Consider the following 16,639-nt stretch of genomic DNA (forward strand, 5'->3'; position numbering starts at 1 on the left):
GGCCGCGTGCGCTGCGCGGCGCCGGCCGGCCGGCTGCGCCCGCCCCGGTGCGTGGGCGATGGCACGACGGGCCCGCACAGAGGGGGGAAAGTTTTGTATAGTGCGCCGGTTGCTGACATCCGGTTCGCTCATGCCTTCTACTTTTTCTCGTTCGTTGCCGCTCGTTGCGCTGGCTGTCGCCCTGATCGTGCCGTACTCGATCACGAATCACACGTATCCGATCCCGACCTTCTATTCCGAGTTTGCCGCGCTGGTGCTGTATCTGCTGGTGGGGCTCTCCGTCGTGCTGCTCGCACGCACGGGCCGCCCGGCCGAGCCGTTCGCCGCGCCGGCCGCGTTCGTCGCGCCGCTCGGGTTCGCGGCGGTGCTGATCGCGCAGGTCGCGCTCATGCCGCTCAAGGTGCCGTCGATGAACTGGCTGGCGGTCGGCTACCTGGCCGCCGCGCTGGTCGCGATGCAGGCCGGCTACACGCTCGCGCGCGAGGGGCTCGCCGAAGCCGCCGCGCAAATGATGTCCGGCGCGCTGCTGCTCGGCGGGATGCTCGCAGTCGCGAGCCAGGTCGTGCAGTTGTTCCATCTCGAATCCGCGGTGTCGCCGTTCGTCGTGGTGTACAACATCGCGGTCGATCGCCGTCCGTACGGCAACATGGCACAGGCGAACCACCTGGCGACCTACATCGCGTTCGCGCTCGCGGGCGCGCTGTATCTGGTGCAGACGCGCCGGCTCGCGGTATGGGCGTGGCTCGCGCTGTCGATCGTGCTGTCTGCCGGGCTCGCGCTGACGGTGTCGCGCGGCCCGTGGCTGCAGGTTGCGGTGCTGGTCGTCGCGGGCTTCTGGATGGCGTGGCTCGAGTCGCGCCGCGCGCCGGGCAACCGCCGCGCATGGGTGATGCCGGTCGCGCTCGCGGTGGCCTTCGTCGCGGTGAACGTTGCGGTGCGCTGGGCCAACGTGCATTTCCATCTGGGGCTCGCCGAGTCGGCGGCCGACCGGATGCGCGACGCGGGGCAGATCGCGCCGCGCCTCGCGCTGTGGAAGTACGGGCTCGCGATGTTCCGCGAGCATCCGGTGCTCGGCGTCGGCTGGGGCGAGTTCCCGTCGCACCAGTTCGCGCTCGTGCGCACGCTCGGCGGTGTCGAGATCGCGAACAACTCGCACGACATCTTCATCGACCTGCTCGCGAAGTCCGGCCTCGTCGGCCTCGGCGTGCTCGTCGTCGCGCTCGTGACGTGGTTCGTGCGCGCGGTGCGCGCGCCGCAGTCGAGCTCGCGCGTGTTCGGCCTCGCGCTGATCGGCATCCTGTTGATGCATGCGCTCGTCGAATATCCGCAGCAGTACATGTTCTTCCTGCTGCCGGCGATGTTCGTGATCGGCCTGCTCGAGGTGAAGCCGTTGCGCATCCTGCCGGGGCGCGCGGCGTTCGGGCTGTTCGCGGTGCTGTCGTTCGGCGGCGTGCTGGCGGCGGTGCCCGTGCTGCGCGACTACCAGCGCGCGGAAGTGCTGTATTACGGCAGCGATCCGGCGGCACAGTACCGCGATGCGCCGTCGCTGTTGTTCGGCGCGTGGGGCGATTACGGGGCGGCCACGCTGCTGGCAATTTCGCCGGACAACCTGCCGCTCAAGCTCGTCGCGCATGAGCGCGCGATCGCGCTGCTGCCCGGCGAGACGGTGCTGCGCCGCTATGCGGTGCTGCAGGCGCTGGCCGGTCGCGAAGCCGACGCCCTGGATACAGTCGCGCGCCTGCATGTGTTTGCGAAGGAGTTGAAGGACTGGCCGCAGCAGTTGGCGTTGCTGTACAAGCTGTGCGACCAGCAGCCGGAGCTGAAAGCGTTCAAGGCGGCCGTCGTCGCGAAGTACGGGGAAGTGCCGGCCGATGCGGACGAGGACGACTCCGACGACGATTCCGAGTGACGCCACGCTGAACACCGTGCCGACACCGCGCGGCGCCGGGCGGGGAATCCCGGCGCCGGCCGCATTTCGGTGAGGCGGGTGGGCGATGGCGGGGCGAAGGGGGCGGCGATTGCTTCCCCCGCGGAATGGATGCCTGCCGAATCCGGTGTGATTCGCGTCAACCATTGTCAAGTCGCCGCCACGCGCAAGGCGGCGCGTGCACAATGCGGCAAAGCGTTCGCGTGCGCGGCCGCCCGCTGCGGGCCGCTACCGCGAACGCCGCCCCGGATCTCCGGGAACCCGACAAGCAGGATCGCGACCGGGCAGCCGCCGGTCGTGCGGCCGTAACGGCGCGCCGGTCCGATGGCCGCGGCGCGGGGCGATGTCCGCCGGCGCGGCGTTCGTCCGCAACAGTACTGAAGAACGATATTCGACCATGGCCCTTCGCTCGACCCTCCTGATCCTGCCTGCCGTCGCCGTGCTGGTTTCCGGCTGCGCGATGCTGTCGTCGTCGCAGGAAAGCAAGCTGACCTGCCACATTCCGCGCGCCGTCTATCCGGATAGCGCGAAGCCGCTCACGCGTCCGGTCACCGTGCTCGTGCGCGCGCTGATGACGACCGCGGGCGAAGCGCAGAACGTCACCATGACGACGAGCAGCCGCAATGCGGCGGCGGACCGCGCGGCCGTCGATGCGATGACGCACGCGACCTGCGCGCAGACGGGCGCCACCGCGAATCCGTTCCTGCTCACGCAACCGTTCGTGTTCGAGCCGCGACGCGCCCAATGATGGGCGGCCGGGCACGCCGAGGCGCGCGTGCCGCTTGCCGTCGATTCCTGTGAGGCGCCGCCGTGCCGCCGACGTTCAGTGCCGCGGCATCAGGTTCGCGCCGTGGCATGCCGGCTCGGCCGCCTTGCGTAGCCCGAGCATCGTGAACCCGTTGCGCTCCTGGCGGATCAGCGCGTAGCGTCGCGCAACCGTGTTTCCGTCCTTGTCCGTCAGATCCAGTTCGACCTGGAAGAGATCCTTGCTGTCCGCGCAGCCGCGTACCGGTCCATAGGCGAACCCGGTATCGGGCGCCTTGCTTTCCGCAATGAACGCCTGTCGCGCTTGCAGCGCCGCCGCAGCGGCCGCGGGTTCGCTCCAGGCGCGCGCGAGCGTATCGTCCACGCCCAGCCATTCATCGACGAAATCGCGACCGTTGGCCGCGACCGGCTGCACGCGTTGCACGGTGTCGCCGTCGACGCGATAGCGGAAGATGCCCGGCCGTGTCATCACGTCGCTGTCGCGCGAGCCGACCGTCATGCGCAGTTCGAAGCCGTCGGGGCGCACCTTGAAGCGGATCGCGTCGTCGTCGAGCACGTAGCCGTGAGCCGTATGGAACAGCGTGTGTTGCGCGGCCGCGCCGCTTGCCGGCGCGACCACGTCCGCGCCGAACCGGCTCCAGCGCGACGAGCACCACGGCGTGCCGTGGACGACCGCCACCTGGCCGCCGGGCAATGCGCCGAACCAGAAGCCGCCGCCGTAGGCGCCGCCGATGTCCTTGTAGTCGTCGGCCTGCCAGCGCAGCACCCGCCGCCAGCCGCCGTTTTCCCATGCGTAGGCAGTGAGCAGGTTGTCGTCGCCGCATGGGATGTCGAAGCCGGCGCGCACGAAGAGGAGCGGGCGGGACGTGCCGTCGCGTTGGACGTCGACGTCCGGGTTGCGACCGAATGCCGATTCGGCGTTTTTCGGCTGGGCGGATTGGGTGGATTGGGCGGGTACGCCGAGTGCGGCCGCAAGCGTGCGTTTCAGCGCAGCCGGCTCGACGTGTTCGTCGCTGCACGCAAGCCGCGCGTCGATCGCGCCGACGAGCGCCTGCTTGTACGCGCGAAGCGCGTCGCGCAAAGGCGGCGAGACGTCGACCGTGCCGCCGCCGTCGCCTTGCGGATTCCGGACTTGCTGTACGCGGTGCTGCGCGTCGAGCGCCGCGCGTGCGGCGGTGTCGGCGGCGGGGCAGGGGCTGGCGGCGGAGGCGGTGGCGGTGGCCGGTGTAATGCAGGCGATGGAGAGCGCGAGTGTTACGCGGTTCAGCAAGTTTTTCATCGAAACATTTTTTCGTTCTTTTCTTCGTTCATCACGGCGAGCAGTCGGCCGGAGACCGAATCGGAATCGGCGCCCGGCGCGCTGAACGGACGATTCGACCGGGATCGCCTGTCAGCCGGTGCGGCACGGCACCTTGCTGTGGTCCGGGATCGTCAGTCGCGATCGCGGGCCGCAGCGGTGGCCGGTTTCCGATACGCCCGGCGTGCGATCAGAAGGTTCGCTTCTTCAGCGTGAATGCGTGCAGCCAGTACAGCGTGTTGGTCTGCGCGTCGAAGTAGCCGCCTTGTGCGGTCTTGTCGGTCGTTTTATTCCACGACTTGCCGGCGTCGGTGCTGCTGAACGTCAGGTCGATCGGTGCGCCGCCGCCGGTGCCACCGCTTCCGGAGTTCGGATCGGTTGCATAGACGAGCAGGAGGCCGTTGCGACCGATGCTCATGCTGTCGAGTGTGAGCTTCTCGTCGAACGTGCGCAGTTGCTGCACGGCCTCGGGATGGTCGTTCGTCCACGTGAAAATGGCGCCCGTCCGGCGGCCGTTGTCGCGACCCTCGCCGTTTTGCGGCTTGTCGAGATGCGTCAGCGCGTACAGCGAATAACGTGATCCCGATTCCGGCGTGGTGTCGAGCGCAGTGACGACCTGGCCTGGCAGCACGGTATCTGTCACGAATGCGTGCTGCCCCCAGTCGAGCCGGTCGACCACGCTGTGAGCGGGTGCTTCGGCAGTCTGTGCGACATGGTAGGCGATCCGCAGAACACCGTCCGGGCCGAGGCTGATTGCATTGAAATCCTGGCGCGTCTCGCTGCCGACGTGTGCATCGGCCGGCACGTCGATCGCTTGCCACGTGTTTCCGCCGTCGGAAGTTCGCCATACGCGGGGCCCCCAGCCGGCTGCGTAGCCGCGCTGCGGATCGAGAAAGAGCAGGCGGCCGATGTTCTGGCTTTCGGGCCATTGAAGTTGCGACCATGTCTGGCCGCCATTACTCGATTTCCACAGCTTGGTGGTTTGCGGCGCGTCGCCACCTTGCGCTTCGGGAGCCTTGTAGTTCATCCATGACGTGCTGATGAACTGAACGGTCCAGTCTGGCGAGTACCACCAGGCGGCATTCTGGCCGACCTGCTGGAAATGGCGTTTCATCCCGCCGTCGATGGTGCCGCGGAAGAAGCCGATCGTCATGCGGTTCAGCAACTCGCCGGTGTCGTTCATCCATGCTTCGGTCGGCTCGGGCCGCTGCGGCTCGTTCGATTCGGGCTGGGGCTTGAACGTTACGACGGGATTGGCGAGCTTGACGCTCATCACGTCATTGCCCTTGATGCGGAAGCTGCCGCCGCCGTATGGCGTGTCGTCCCGCATGAAGTGTGTCGAAATCGTCTCCCGATCCATCGTGGGGCGGATATAACTCAATGTCGCTACGACCAGGACGGCGAGGCTCACGACGAATCCTATCCGGCGAGTGTGTTTTTGCATGTCATTGGATACGCGGTCACCCCGAGACATGACCGACCCGGCAGGACCGGTATCCGACGGTTCTGGCAGGCGTCGCGTCGCGATTGTGCGGCCGGGCCCCGCATTGCCCGGCCATTTCGGATCGGCCGCAGGCCGCGGAGCCGACGCCCGAATCGCGACGGGGGCCCCGCGGTAATCGCATCGGAACCGTCAGAACTGCCGCTTCTTGAGCGTATAGGCAACCAGCGAATACAGCGTGTTCGTCTGGGCGTTGAAATATCCGCCCTGAGTCGTCTTCTCTCTGCTCGAGTTCCAGGTCTTCCCCCCGTCGCTGCTGACGAACGTGAGATCGAGCGGTGTGCCGTTGCGGCTGGCGTCGGTTGCGTAGACGAGAAGCAACCCGTCCCGGCCGACGCTCAGGCTATCGAGCGTCAGCGTGTCGTCAAACGAATGCAATTGCCGCACCTGCTCGGGTGCGCCGTTCGTCCAGGTCGAAATGGCGCCGACGCGTTTTCCCTTGTCGGCGGGATTATCGAAATTGCGCGGTTCGCCGAGGCGCGACAGCGCGTAAAGCGCATAGTGATCCGACGCGGTCGGTGACGAGGACAGGCTGACGATCACTTGTTCGGGCAACACGGCGTCCAGGGCGAACCCGGATTGTTCCCAGCCGAGCCGATAGACGACGCTTCCGGCGGAAGCATGCTCGGATTTCTCGACGTGGTATGCCACGCGCAAGGTACCGTCCGGGCCCAGGTCGATGCCGTCAAAGGTGCGGTGGGGTTTGCCGGCGTCGGCGGCACCCGGCGGCAGTTCGATTTCCCGCCACGACTGACCGCCGTCGGACGTGCGCCACACGTGCGGGCCCCAACCGATCGCATAGCCGCGCTGCGGATCCAGAAAGAGCAGGCGACCGATGTTCCGGTCTTCGGGCCACGCGAGCTGCACCCAGTCGCGTCCGCCGTTGGACGACTTCCAGAGCTTGGTCACTTGCGGCGTCAGCCCGTCGGCAGGCTGAGGCGACTTGTAGTCCATCCAGCCGGTGCTGATGAATTCGACCGTCCAGTCCTTGGCGTGCCACCAGGCGGCGGTCTGGCCCACCTGCTTGAAATGGCGCGTCATGTCTCCGTTCACCGGGCCGCGCCAGAATTCGACCGACGTCCGGTTCAGCGTTTCGCGACTGTCGTTCATCCACGCTTCGGCCGGCTCGGCTTTTTCCTTGTCCTTCCATTCGGCATATGGCTTGAACGTGATTTCAGGATCGCTGATCTTCAGCGTGATCGCCTCGTTTCCCGATATCACGAAGTCGCCTCCGCCGTAAGGCTTGCTGTTCTTCATGAAAGTGTTGGAAACGACCTGCCAGTCATTCGACATATACGAGAACCCGACAATCAAAACAATGAGCACGACTGCCGCAGCCAGCGACAGCTTCAGGAATTTTTTCGTCATTTCATTTCGGCATCAGTTTTTCGAGTGCCTGTGCAACAGGGTCGATGACATGTTCGTTGACGGCATCACCGGCCTTTTTCGCATATTCCACGGTATTGTCGACGTACTGTTTGCCCACGCCGACACCGCTGTCGAATGCCTGGGAGAATGTCCTGAGATCCCCCCATTCCTGGGCGTTGGGTTGCTTCAGGATGTAATACATATCGACAGGCCCGAGCCCGGCCAGACCGCCGTCGAGATAGGCGAGAGGGTGGGTCTTGAACGCGTACGTCTTGAAGGTGTCGTCATCCAGTTCGAGCGCGTACTGCGGCACGTTCATCACGCAGCTGCCGCTGTTCGGCTTCTTGCCCCTGATCGAAATGGTGTCGCCGCGCATGTTCTGCTGCAAACCCTGTTCCAGATAATGCTGCAGGAACCAGCGTGCGCTCGCAAGCCACGCTTTGCCCTTGTCGCTCAATTCCGGCAGCAGGTATTTGCCGTAATTCGAGCAGTAGTAGTAACCGTAGCTGACGTAATATCCCGGCGGCTTATGCCCGCACCCGATATGACGCATCATGAAATTGCCGTGGCGGGACCAGTCGGAATCGGTGCTTTCCGCTTGTATCAGGTTTTCCCGCCGATGCAGCAGTTCACGGGCAACTTTCGTGTCTTTCCACGGATCCCATGACGTCGCGAATTTCTTGACGGTCGCCCAGATACTCGACGTGCTGACTTTTTCGACCGTTTCCCAGTACTCGCCGTGCAGCGGCCGGTAGTAGTACGGGCACGTTCCGATAATGGAATCCGCCGCCGGCGTCACATGCTTGTCGCAGATGTTGATCTCCACCTTCGGCCGATCCTTGTACCCTGTCGGCGTCAGCATCCCCGCGCCGATGCCGAGCACCTTGTCCTGTTGTCCGTCAGCCATTCGATTTCCCTAGAAACTTGACGACGACGTCGTGCGGCACGTGGCTCTGCGTGAGCCCCGTCTCACCTGCCGCATTGGTGACGCCTTCCGAGAGCAGCTTGCCGTTCGAGAACATCTGGTATCGCGTGTTCGCTACCGGAATGTCGGTGCCGGCCCAGTGCGCGATGAACGCCTGATCGTAGTTGCCGGTCGAGTTCGGCAGGGTCGGCATCGTCTGCGACAGGTGCGTGGGGCCGCTGAACGCGTGCTGCGCCCCCTTGATGTCGATCTTGCCGGGTGCGTGCACTTCGATGTTGCCGTTCGCGATGCGGATGTACGCGCCGCCGGAGGTCAGCAGGATTTCCTTCGCCGCGGCGCCTTCGATCGACTCGGTTACCGCCATCAGCTTCAGCGCCTTCTGGGCCGTCAGCTCGATGTTGTCCGCGTGCGCCTGCACTTCGACCTTGCCCTTGCCGGCGAATAGCTTGATCCCGGAGTTCTGCGCGAACAGGCTGATCCGGTCGAGGACGCTCGCGATCAGCGACTTTCCGGCGGCCACGTGCGTGCTTTGCCCGCTGACGAGGTTGACGTGCTGGTCCGCGGCAAGCTGCACGGACTGTTGCGTGGACATCCCGATACCGGCCGGGCTGCCGAACAGCATCACCGGCTCCTTGAACGCGTTGGCCGTGCCGGTTCCGCCGCCCGCGGTCCTGCCGCCCGACGTGCCGCCGCTCACGCTGTTCTGCGTCGCGTCGGTGAACTGCTTCAGCGCCGAGTGGCCGTGGTCGAGCGGTTCGGCCTGATGCTGCGCGCCGACCTCCGACATGGCCTCCATCAGGCCTTCTGCACGGACGAGCTGCTGTTGCGTTTCCTGAACGTCGAGCGGCTGGCTCGCCGGCTGCTTCGGGTGCGTCGTGACGTACAGCCCGCGGCTCGCGCGTACGGCGCCGTACGCGTCCGAGCGCAGGTCGAAGCCGCTGCCGAGATAGCTGCCGCGGTTGTTGCCCGCATGGTCGATCAGGTAACCGAGATGCAAGTGCGCGTTGGTCTGGCTGCTGTAGAGGTGCACGCGGTTCTGCGAGGTCGCGTCGTCGAGCACGAGCTGGTTGTAGCCGGCGCCCGCATATTCCTTGGACCGGTATCCGGACAGGATCCCGTTGCTGTGCCACTGCGGGCTCGTCGCGCCGTTGTACAGCTTGCCGACGATGATCGGGCGATCGCAGTCGCCGCCGAGGAAATCGACCAGCACCTCCTCGCCGCTGCGGTGCGGGTGAACGGCCCCATAACCCTTGCCCGAATCCGACGCGGTGGCACGCAGCCAGCACGACGCCTTTTCGTCGCCGTCGTTCAGGCGGTCCCAATGGAAGCGAACCTTGACCCGGTTGAGCGCGTCGGTGTGGATTTCCTCGCCTTTCGGTGCGACGACGATCGCCGATTGCAGGTGCATCGGCGGCTTCGCGTGCTCGAACGGGCTGCGGAACGGTACGGTCGTGCGCTGGGCTTCGACGCGGATCTGAAAGAAGCCTTCGCTGCCGTCGGGATGACGCACGCGCGACTGGGCCGTATCGGTTGCCTGCACGATGCTGCCGACCTCGGCGCGCAGGCTGTGCGGGAAAACCGCCTGTTCGTCGGCAACGGGCAGATTGTTGACGATGACCCACGCCGTCTCGATCACGGCGAATTCGCGCTGCCCGGCATCGTCCTTGTCGTGTTCGGGGTGATCCGCCAGCTCGAAGGTCCGCCCGGCATCCATGCGCCGCACGCCGCCGACGCCATGAAAGCGTTTCGCGCGCGACTCCTGTTCCTCCATCCATATCTTCGACAGATGGTCACCACGGGACTGTTCGAGGTACGTGTACGCACCGGTGTATTCGTAGACCTCGAGCTGCGGCGGCAGGTCACCCTGATTGGCGATCGTCGGCGTATGGGTCGCCTTCGGATTCGCCGCGCTCGGCGGCTGCTTGTAGTCGAACGTGCGTGTGGCGCGGGCGACACTTCGCAGCGTGCGCGTGCCGGAGAACTGGACGAACGTGTCGGCCTCGTCACCCGTGCCCGCATGATGAAAGCGCACCGTTCGCGGCGACAGCGCGGGCAACGCGTCGACGCGGTCGACGACGACGAGCCGGTGCGACTTGCCGTCCTGGTCCTGTTCCCAGAAGCCATACAGGCCTTCCGATTCCATCAGGCGATGCACGAAATTCCAGTCATCCTCGTACTGCATGCAGAACGAGCGGAGCGGCAGCGGCTGGTGGAGCTTGAAGGTGAAGCGACCCTTGGCCTGCGGATGCTGGTTCAGCACGTCGGCAATGATGTCGTCCGCGGACTGGTCCTGCCAGATTCGCTGGTCGCGGCGAAACTTCAGGAAGTGCAGGAACGAAGCGAAGACGATCTGGTAGTGCGTGACGCCGCTGTCCGAGCCGAGCCGGCGGGCGCAATGCACGTAGCCGTGGTGAGGCGCATAAGACTGGTCGGCCTGCAGGATCCACAGCGTGACCGGCTGCGCGATCAGCTTCTTGAGCTCGAGGTTATCGGACACCGACACGGTATCGACCGTGAACTCGAAGTGACGCCCGAGCCGCGATCGGCCGATGACGCGATGCGGCAGCAGCACGTCGGGGCCCACCGGCGTATCCAGTTTGACAAGGCGCTCGTGCTGAACCGGTCCGGCCAGCAATGCGCTTCTTAACATTTGCGAATTCATCACCCGTGCTCGCTTTTTTTGTGCTGAGTCGCACGCTCTCCCGTGCGGAATCCGGTAATTGTATGAGATAAACGGGCGGTATCCCGAATTTACCGGCCGACAGGGTTCCGAGCGGTCAGCCGGCGGTGTCCTCCGCCTTCCAGTCCCCCGACTTCCCGCCACGCTTTTCTCTCACGCTCACCTCGGTGATCACCATCCCCCGGTCGACCGCCTTGCACATGTCGTAGACGGTCAGCAGCCCGACCTGCACGGCGGTCAGCGCTTCCATCTCGACACCGGTGCGCCCGAACGTCTCGACCTGCGCGACGCAGTGCACGCCCGGCAGCGCGTCGTCGAGTTCGAAGTCGACGGCCACGCGCGTCAGCGCGAGCGGATGACACAGCGGAATGAGGTCGGCGGTGCGCTTGGCACCCTGGATCGCGGCGATGCGCGCGACGCCGAGCACGTCGCCTTTCTTCGCCTTGCCGTCGCGGATCAGCGCGAACGTCGCCGGCAGCATCCGGATCGTGCCGCGCGCGATCGCGATGCGTTGCGTTTCCTGCTTGCCGCCGACGTCGACCATGTGCGCGTGGCCGGCGGCGTCGAAATGGGTAAGTCCTGACATGTCCTGCTCCGATCTCTTGTGTCGCGGCCGGTCGATCCACCGCGTCGGGCACCGTGCCGCAACCATCTGCAACGTTTCAACGGGCGCCTATCATAGCAGCGGCCTGCACGACGCCGGGCGTGCAGACGGCGCATCCGCCGCAGCGAACAGTCGCGATCCCGCCGGTACAATGACCAGGATCTTCAGACCAAACGCCGCGATGCGCGCCCGGCGCGCGGGACGGCGTCGCTTTCATCCTGCCATGCGTGTCAAACAGTTGCTTGCCGTGTTGCTGTCGGCGGCGCTCGTGCTGCCGCCGAGCGGCCATGCACAGCGCACGTCCGCGCTGCCGCTCGAGCCGGCGGCAGGCGCCTCGCCGTCGATTTCCACGGTTCCATCCGGAATCGCAACCGGCGTATTCGGCACCTACGGCGGCGCGGAGAGCCGGTTTTCCGGTGCCGACGGCGCGTCCGCGCCCGTCGCGAACCTGCGCGCACCGCTGCGCGCCCTGGAGCTGCCCGACCTCGGCGACGGCTCCGGCGGGTCGCTCACGCCGCAGGCCGAACGCCGTCTCGGCGAGCGCGTGATGCGCGAGGTGCGGCGCGACCCGGACTATCTCGACGACTGGCTCGCGCGCGACTACCTGAACGCGATCGCGAAGCGGCTCGCGGCCGCGGCGGCGGCGCGCTACATCGGCGGCTACATGCCGGACTTCGAACTGTTCCCGGTGCGAGATCCGCAGATCAACGCGTTCTCGATGCCGGGCGGCTTCATCGGCATCAACAGCGGCCTGGTCGTCACGACGCAGACGGAATCCGAACTCGCATCGGTGGTCGGCCACGAGATGGGCCACGTGCTGCAGCGGCACATCGCGCGGATGATCGGCGCGAACGAGAAGACCGGCTACACGGCCCTCGCGACGATGCTGCTCGGCGTGCTGGCGGGCGTGCTCGCGCGAAGCGGCGATCTCGGCAGCGCGATCGCGATGGGCGGGCAAGCGTACGCGGTCGACAACCAGCTGCGTTTCTCGCGGTCGGCGGAGCGCGAGGCCGATCGCGTCGGGTTCCAGCTGCTCGCCGGCGCCGGCTACGACCCGTACGGGATGCCGGGCTTCTTCGAGCGGCTCGAGCGCGCGTCGATGGGCGACGCGGGCGTGCCGGCCTATGCGCGCACGCACCCGCTGACGGGTGAACGGATCGCCGACATGGAGGATCGCGCGCGCCGCGCGCCGTACCGGCAGCCGCGCCAGTCGGCCGAATACGGCTTCGTGCGCGCGCGGCTGCGCATTCTGCAGAACCGTGCGCCGAACGACATCGCGGCCGAGGCGCGCCGGATGCAGCTCGAGATCGACGATCGCACGGCGCCGAACGTCGCGGCGAACGAGTACGGGATCGCGCTCGCGAACATGCTGCTCGGCCAGTACGACGCGGCCGACAAGGCGCTCGTGTCGGCCCGTGCCGCGTTCGACGCGCGCGAGCGGCGCGCGGACGATCCCGAAACGAGTTCGCCGAGCCTCGACGTCCTCGCCGCCGACATTGCGCGCCGCGCGGGCCGGACCGACGGCGCGGTGCGGCTCGCGGCGCTCGCGCAGCGGCGCTGGCCGGCGTCGCACGCGGCGATCGTCGCGCACCTGCAGGCGCTGATCGCCGCGCGCCGCTTCGACGAAGCGCAGACGCTCGCACGCACGCAGGCGAAAGCGGACCCGGAGCAGCCGGACTGGTGGGACTACCTCGCGAAGGCGAGCGACGGCAAGGGCGACGTGCTCGCGCGGCGCCGTGCGCTCGCGGAGAAGCTGGCGCTCGACGGCGCGTGGCCGTCTGCGATTCGCCAGCTGAAGGAGGCGCGCGACGCGAAGGACGTGTCGTTCTACGACCAGTCGATCATCGGCGCGCGGCTGCTGGAATTCGAGGCGCGCTACAAGGAAGAGCGCGAGGACGAGAAGAACGGCCGCGGATAACGGCCGTCAGGCGGGCAGGGTGAGTTGCGCGTCAGCCCTCGACGCTGCCGTCGCCGCCATCCGATGCGGCGCGGCGAGCCCGCTGCGCGGGACTCGAGACGAAGCCGAACGTCGCCGGCACGTCGGCGCAGGCGAGATTGCCGAGCGACAGCGTGCGCCCGTCGCGCCAGCGCAGCGCGGGTGGCGTCGCGTCGAAGTCCGCGTGATCGGCGAACAGGCCCAGGTCGTGGTCGTGCAGCGCCGCGATGCGCGGCGGCGTGCCCGCCGAGCGGAACAGCACGCCGCCCGCATCGTCGAGCCATGCGGCGTCGGGCTCGAACGGCGCGCCGGTCTGGTCGGCCAGCGTGAGCTGCCCGTCGCGTTCGGCCAGGCGCACGACCCACGGCGTGTATGCGAGTTCGACGTACACGCGCTGCGGCCCGTTCTGGAAGAACCACTGGCCGTGCGGGTCGCAGTCGTAGTTGCGCCCGATGAACGCGTTCAGTGCCGCATGCCGGACCGGCGAGCCGAGTTCGCCCGCGGCCTGCGCGGCCTCGTCGCGCAGCCGCCACTCGCCGCGCCGGTCGAGCAGCAGCCAGCCGGTGCAGTGCGGCACGTTCGGCCATTTGGCGAGGGCCTGCCTGACGATGTCATCCATGGTCGACGAATTTCGAGCAATAGCCGAACACCCGCGCCGACAGCCAGTCGAGGCGGCCGGGGAACGGCCCGGTCATGAATCCCGCGTGGCCGCCGTCCGCGGGCTGGTCGAGCTCGACGGCCGGCGACACGTCGGCGGCGCTGGGCAGCGCGGATTCGGGCAGGAACGGATCGTTGCGGGCGTTGAGGATCAGCGTCGGCACGTCGATCGCGGGCAGCAGCGGGCGCGTCGTGGCCTGGGTCCAGTAGTCGTCGGCGTCGGCGAAGCCGTGCAGCGGCGCGGTCACGACTTCGTCGAAGTCGCGCATCGTCACGGCACGGAGCATTGCGTCGCGGTCGAACAGCCCCGGATATTGGTCGAGCTTCGCGAGCGCCTTGCGCTTCAGCGTCTTCAGGAAGCTGCGCGTGTAGACCATCGCGAAGCCCTGCGACAGCGCGCGGCCGCCCGCATGCACGTCGATCGGCGTCGAGATCGCGGCGGCCGCATGCACGATCGACGTGTCGCTGCGGTGCTCGCCGAGCCAGCGCAGCAGCACGTTGCCGCCGAGCGACACGCCGGCCGCGACGACCGGCCCGCGATGCTGCGCGGCGAGCCGGCGCAGGATCCAGTCGACCTCGGCGCTGTCGGCGAGATGGTAGAAGCGCGGCTGCCGGTTGAGCTCGCCGCTGCAACTGCGAAAGTGCGGGACGACCGCGTGCCAGCCCTTCGCGCGCGCGGCGGCCATCATCGCCAGCGCGTAATGCGAGCCGGAACTGCCTTCGAGGCCGTGGAACAGCACGAAAAGCGGTGCGTCGGGCGGCGGTGCGGCACTGTCGAGATGCGCGACCCAGTCGAGATCGATGAAGTCGTGGTCGGGGGTTTCCCATCGCTCTCGTCGGTACGCGACCGCCGGACGCCGTGCGAACAGCGCGGGCACGATGGTTTGGGCATGGCTGTTCGGCAGCCAGCGCGGTGCGCGATAGCGCAATGAATCGTCGTCGGGGGCCGGGGCCCCGGTCAGCGGCGAGGTGGGCGGAGAAGCCGTACTCATGATCGCCCCGCTAATGCGTTGCTTCGTTCTTCGTCAGTGCAGCGGACCCTGCCCGTGACGGATCTTCGCGGCGAATTGTCCGGCCGCTTGTTCAGGAATCGGGCTCGCGTGAATATGCGCGATGCGCCACTCGCCGCGTTCGTGAATCATCACGTACGTGGCGAAAACCATGTCCGGTTCGGCCGTCAGGTCGGCCTGCTGATGCGCTTCGGCGATCGTGTAGACGACCGTGCCGAGACTGTCGTATACGCGGATGTCGAGCGGTTCGATCGTCACGGGACGCGTCGCGAGGCGGTTCGCCAGCCCGCTGCGGATCTGGTCGAGGCCGTGCAGATGCTCACCGTCGGCCCAGACGCAGCTGGCGAAGTCCTCGTCGATCCACAACCCCAGCAGCGCGTCGAGATTGGCATCGGCGACGGCCTGGTAGTAAGCGTTCAGCGTATCGGCAGCGGCTTCGAAAAGGCGGGCAAAACGTGGCATCGGGGTTATCTCTCGCGCGCGTCGCGCGCCGTATTCAGCACGGCGGCCCGGATGGAGCCGCCGTACACCGGTGAATCGGATTGCCCGGCGCGTCGTGCGACGCTGCCGGTCAGGGTCAGCGCTGCCCGACGAGCATGCCGCGCAAATCGCCGAATACCTGCTCGGGACCGAGTTCGCGCAGGCAGTTCAGATGGCCGAGCGGGCACTCGCGTTCGAAGCAGGGACTGCATTCGAGATGCAACCATTGTACCTTCGCCAGCTCCGACAGCGGAGGGGTGTGGCGCGGATCCGTCGAGCCGTACAGCGCGACGAGCGGCCGGCGCAGGGCGGCCGCGACGTGCATCAGCCCCGAATCGTTGGTCACGACCGCGTTCGCGCGCGCGATCAGCGCGCACGCCTCGGACAGCGACGTCTGCCCGCACAGGTTACGCACGTTCGGCGCGTGGTCGGCGATCGCCTGCGCGGCAGCGGCGTCCTTCTGCGAGCCGAGCGCGACGATCTGCGTGTACGGGAACGACTGGTGGACGATCGTCGCGAGCGTCGCGAAGTGCTCGGGCGGCCAGCGCTTGGCCGGGCCGTATTCCGCGCCGGGGCAGAACACGACGAGCGGCTTGCGCGTATCGAGATTGAAACGTGCGGACACGCGCGCCGTCTCGTTCAGGTCGGCGTCGAGGCGAGGGGCGGGCAGCGTCTTCATCGACTCGGGCAGCTTCGCGCCCGGCGCATACGCGAGCGCCGCGTAGTGGGTCGTCATCGGCGGACGCTCGGCCGACTTGTCGGGGTTCGCGTGCCGCACGTTCAGCAGGCCGTAGCGGTGCTCGCCCGTGTAGCCGATCCGCAGCGGGATGTTCGCGAGCCACGGGATCACCGCGGACTTCAGCGAATTCGGCAGCACGTACGCCGCGTCGTAGCCGACGTCACGCAGGTCGGTCGCGAGCTGCCAGCGGCGCAGCAGCTGCAGCTTGCCGTGCGCGAGGTCGGTCGCGTAGACATCGTGGATCTCGGGCATCCGCTCGAGCACGGGCGCGACCCAGGTGGGCGCGACGGCATCGATCGCGATGCGGGGATGGAGCTTTTTCAGCAGCGCAAAAAGCGGCTGCGCCATCAATGCGTCACCGATCCAATTCGGTGCGATAACCAGCGCTCGACGCATCAGGTCGACTTCCGATGTCGTAATGAAGCACGGCGCGCATGCGCCGCGTTCGGGTTGTCAGAACAGGAAAAGGGCGGCGCACCGGGTTCCGGCTGCGCCGCCTCGTGTGCGGCGGGCCCGCGGGCCCGGCCGGCCGGGACTCAGTGGCCCTTGACCACCTCGCCGTCGCGCAGCTTGTAGCGCGTGCCGCAGTACGGGCAGCGTGCCTCGCCGTGCGACACGTCGATGAAGACGCGCGGGTGCGCACTCCAGCGCGCCATGGCCGGGTTCGGGCAGTAGGCGGGGAGATCCTTGGCCGTCAGTTCGACCAGCGGCATTTCCTTGATTTCACTCATGAGACTTTCTCTTATCACT

Annotated in this window: 14 protein-coding genes; 3 read left to right on the forward strand and 11 right to left on the reverse strand. The window is 67.1% G+C overall.

Annotated features, from left to right (window positions below):
* The first annotated feature begins 130 nt into the window (after positions 1–130).
* Both LGM71_RS20770 and LGM71_RS20775 read left to right on the forward strand, forming a co-directional pair.
* Positions 131–1,909 carry a PglL family O-oligosaccharyltransferase gene (locus tag LGM71_RS20770; RefSeq protein ID WP_226116213.1) on the forward strand — a complete coding sequence of 593 codons (1,779 nt, stop codon included), beginning with the start codon at positions 131–133 and terminating at the stop codon, positions 1,907–1,909.
* A gap of 415 nt (positions 1,910–2,324) precedes the next feature.
* Complete coding sequence (locus LGM71_RS20775) at positions 2,325–2,675, forward strand: TonB family protein (RefSeq protein WP_226116214.1); 351 nt, start codon at positions 2,325–2,327, stop codon at positions 2,673–2,675.
* 75 nt (positions 2,676–2,750) lie between these two features.
* Here LGM71_RS20775 and LGM71_RS20780 read toward each other — a convergent pair whose 3' ends face one another.
* The 6 genes from LGM71_RS20780 to moaC form a co-directional block, all read right to left on the reverse strand.
* Entirely contained in the window at positions 2,751–3,971 is a 1,221-nt protein-coding gene (locus tag LGM71_RS20780) for a hypothetical protein (RefSeq protein WP_226116215.1), read from the reverse strand.
* Between the two features lie 208 nt (positions 3,972–4,179).
* Entirely contained in the window at positions 4,180–5,349 is a 1,170-nt protein-coding gene (locus LGM71_RS20785) for a WD40/YVTN/BNR-like repeat-containing protein (protein WP_413226900.1), read from the reverse strand.
* Between the two features lie 273 nt (positions 5,350–5,622).
* On the reverse strand, positions 5,623–6,783 hold the full coding sequence (locus LGM71_RS20790; protein ID WP_105832517.1) for a WD40/YVTN/BNR-like repeat-containing protein: 1,161 nt from the start codon (positions 6,781–6,783) through the stop codon (positions 5,623–5,625).
* 76 nt (positions 6,784–6,859) lie between these two features.
* Positions 6,860–7,765 (reverse strand): hypothetical protein, encoded by a 906-nt coding sequence (locus tag LGM71_RS20795; protein WP_226116217.1) that lies wholly within the window; start codon positions 7,763–7,765, stop codon positions 6,860–6,862.
* Positions 7,758–10,445 carry a type VI secretion system Vgr family protein gene (locus LGM71_RS20800; RefSeq protein WP_226116218.1) on the reverse strand — a complete coding sequence of 896 codons (2,688 nt, stop codon included), beginning with the start codon at positions 10,443–10,445 and terminating at the stop codon, positions 7,758–7,760. The genes LGM71_RS20795 and LGM71_RS20800 overlap by 8 nt, the downstream gene beginning before the upstream one ends.
* Before the next feature lie 115 nt (positions 10,446–10,560).
* Positions 10,561–11,049, reverse strand: a complete 489-nt coding sequence (gene moaC, locus LGM71_RS20805; protein ID WP_011657821.1) for a cyclic pyranopterin monophosphate synthase MoaC — start codon at positions 11,047–11,049, stop codon at positions 10,561–10,563.
* Between the two features lie 241 nt (positions 11,050–11,290).
* On the opposite strand from moaC, the gene LGM71_RS20810 reads away from it, so the two are divergent.
* The gene (locus LGM71_RS20810) at positions 11,291–12,985 is read left to right on the forward strand and encodes a M48 family metalloprotease (protein ID WP_226116226.1); all 1,695 of its coding nucleotides are present in this window, start codon (positions 11,291–11,293) and stop codon (positions 12,983–12,985) included.
* 31 nt (positions 12,986–13,016) lie between these two features.
* Here the strand turns inward: LGM71_RS20810 and LGM71_RS20815 are convergent, their stop codons facing one another.
* The 5 genes from LGM71_RS20815 to LGM71_RS20835 form a co-directional block, all read right to left on the reverse strand.
* The gene (locus LGM71_RS20815) at positions 13,017–13,622 is read right to left on the reverse strand and encodes a DUF2946 family protein (protein WP_226116227.1); all 606 of its coding nucleotides are present in this window, start codon (positions 13,620–13,622) and stop codon (positions 13,017–13,019) included.
* A complete protein-coding gene (locus LGM71_RS20820; protein WP_059607929.1) occupies positions 13,615–14,652 on the reverse strand; it encodes a hydrolase in 1,038 nt (345 codons plus the stop codon). Before LGM71_RS20820 ends, LGM71_RS20815 begins: the two co-directional genes overlap by 8 nt.
* A 33-nt stretch (positions 14,653–14,685) precedes the next feature.
* Positions 14,686–15,132: a nuclear transport factor 2 family protein gene (locus tag LGM71_RS20825; protein ID WP_006749968.1), complete on the reverse strand. Its 447-nt coding sequence runs from the start codon at positions 15,130–15,132 to the stop codon at positions 14,686–14,688.
* A gap of 115 nt (positions 15,133–15,247) precedes the next feature.
* Complete coding sequence (waaF, locus tag LGM71_RS20830; RefSeq protein WP_059607930.1) at positions 15,248–16,285, reverse strand: lipopolysaccharide heptosyltransferase II; 1,038 nt, start codon at positions 16,283–16,285, stop codon at positions 15,248–15,250.
* A gap of 140 nt (positions 16,286–16,425) precedes the next feature.
* On the reverse strand, positions 16,426–16,620 hold the full coding sequence (locus LGM71_RS20835) for a zinc-finger domain-containing protein (protein WP_006749970.1): 195 nt from the start codon (positions 16,618–16,620) through the stop codon (positions 16,426–16,428).
* Positions 16,621–16,639 lie beyond the last annotated feature (19 nt).

It is taken from the genome of Burkholderia sp. AU33545 (genome assembly GCF_020419685.1).
In the GTDB taxonomy this organism is placed as follows: Bacteria; Pseudomonadota; Gammaproteobacteria; order Burkholderiales; family Burkholderiaceae; genus Burkholderia; species Burkholderia diffusa.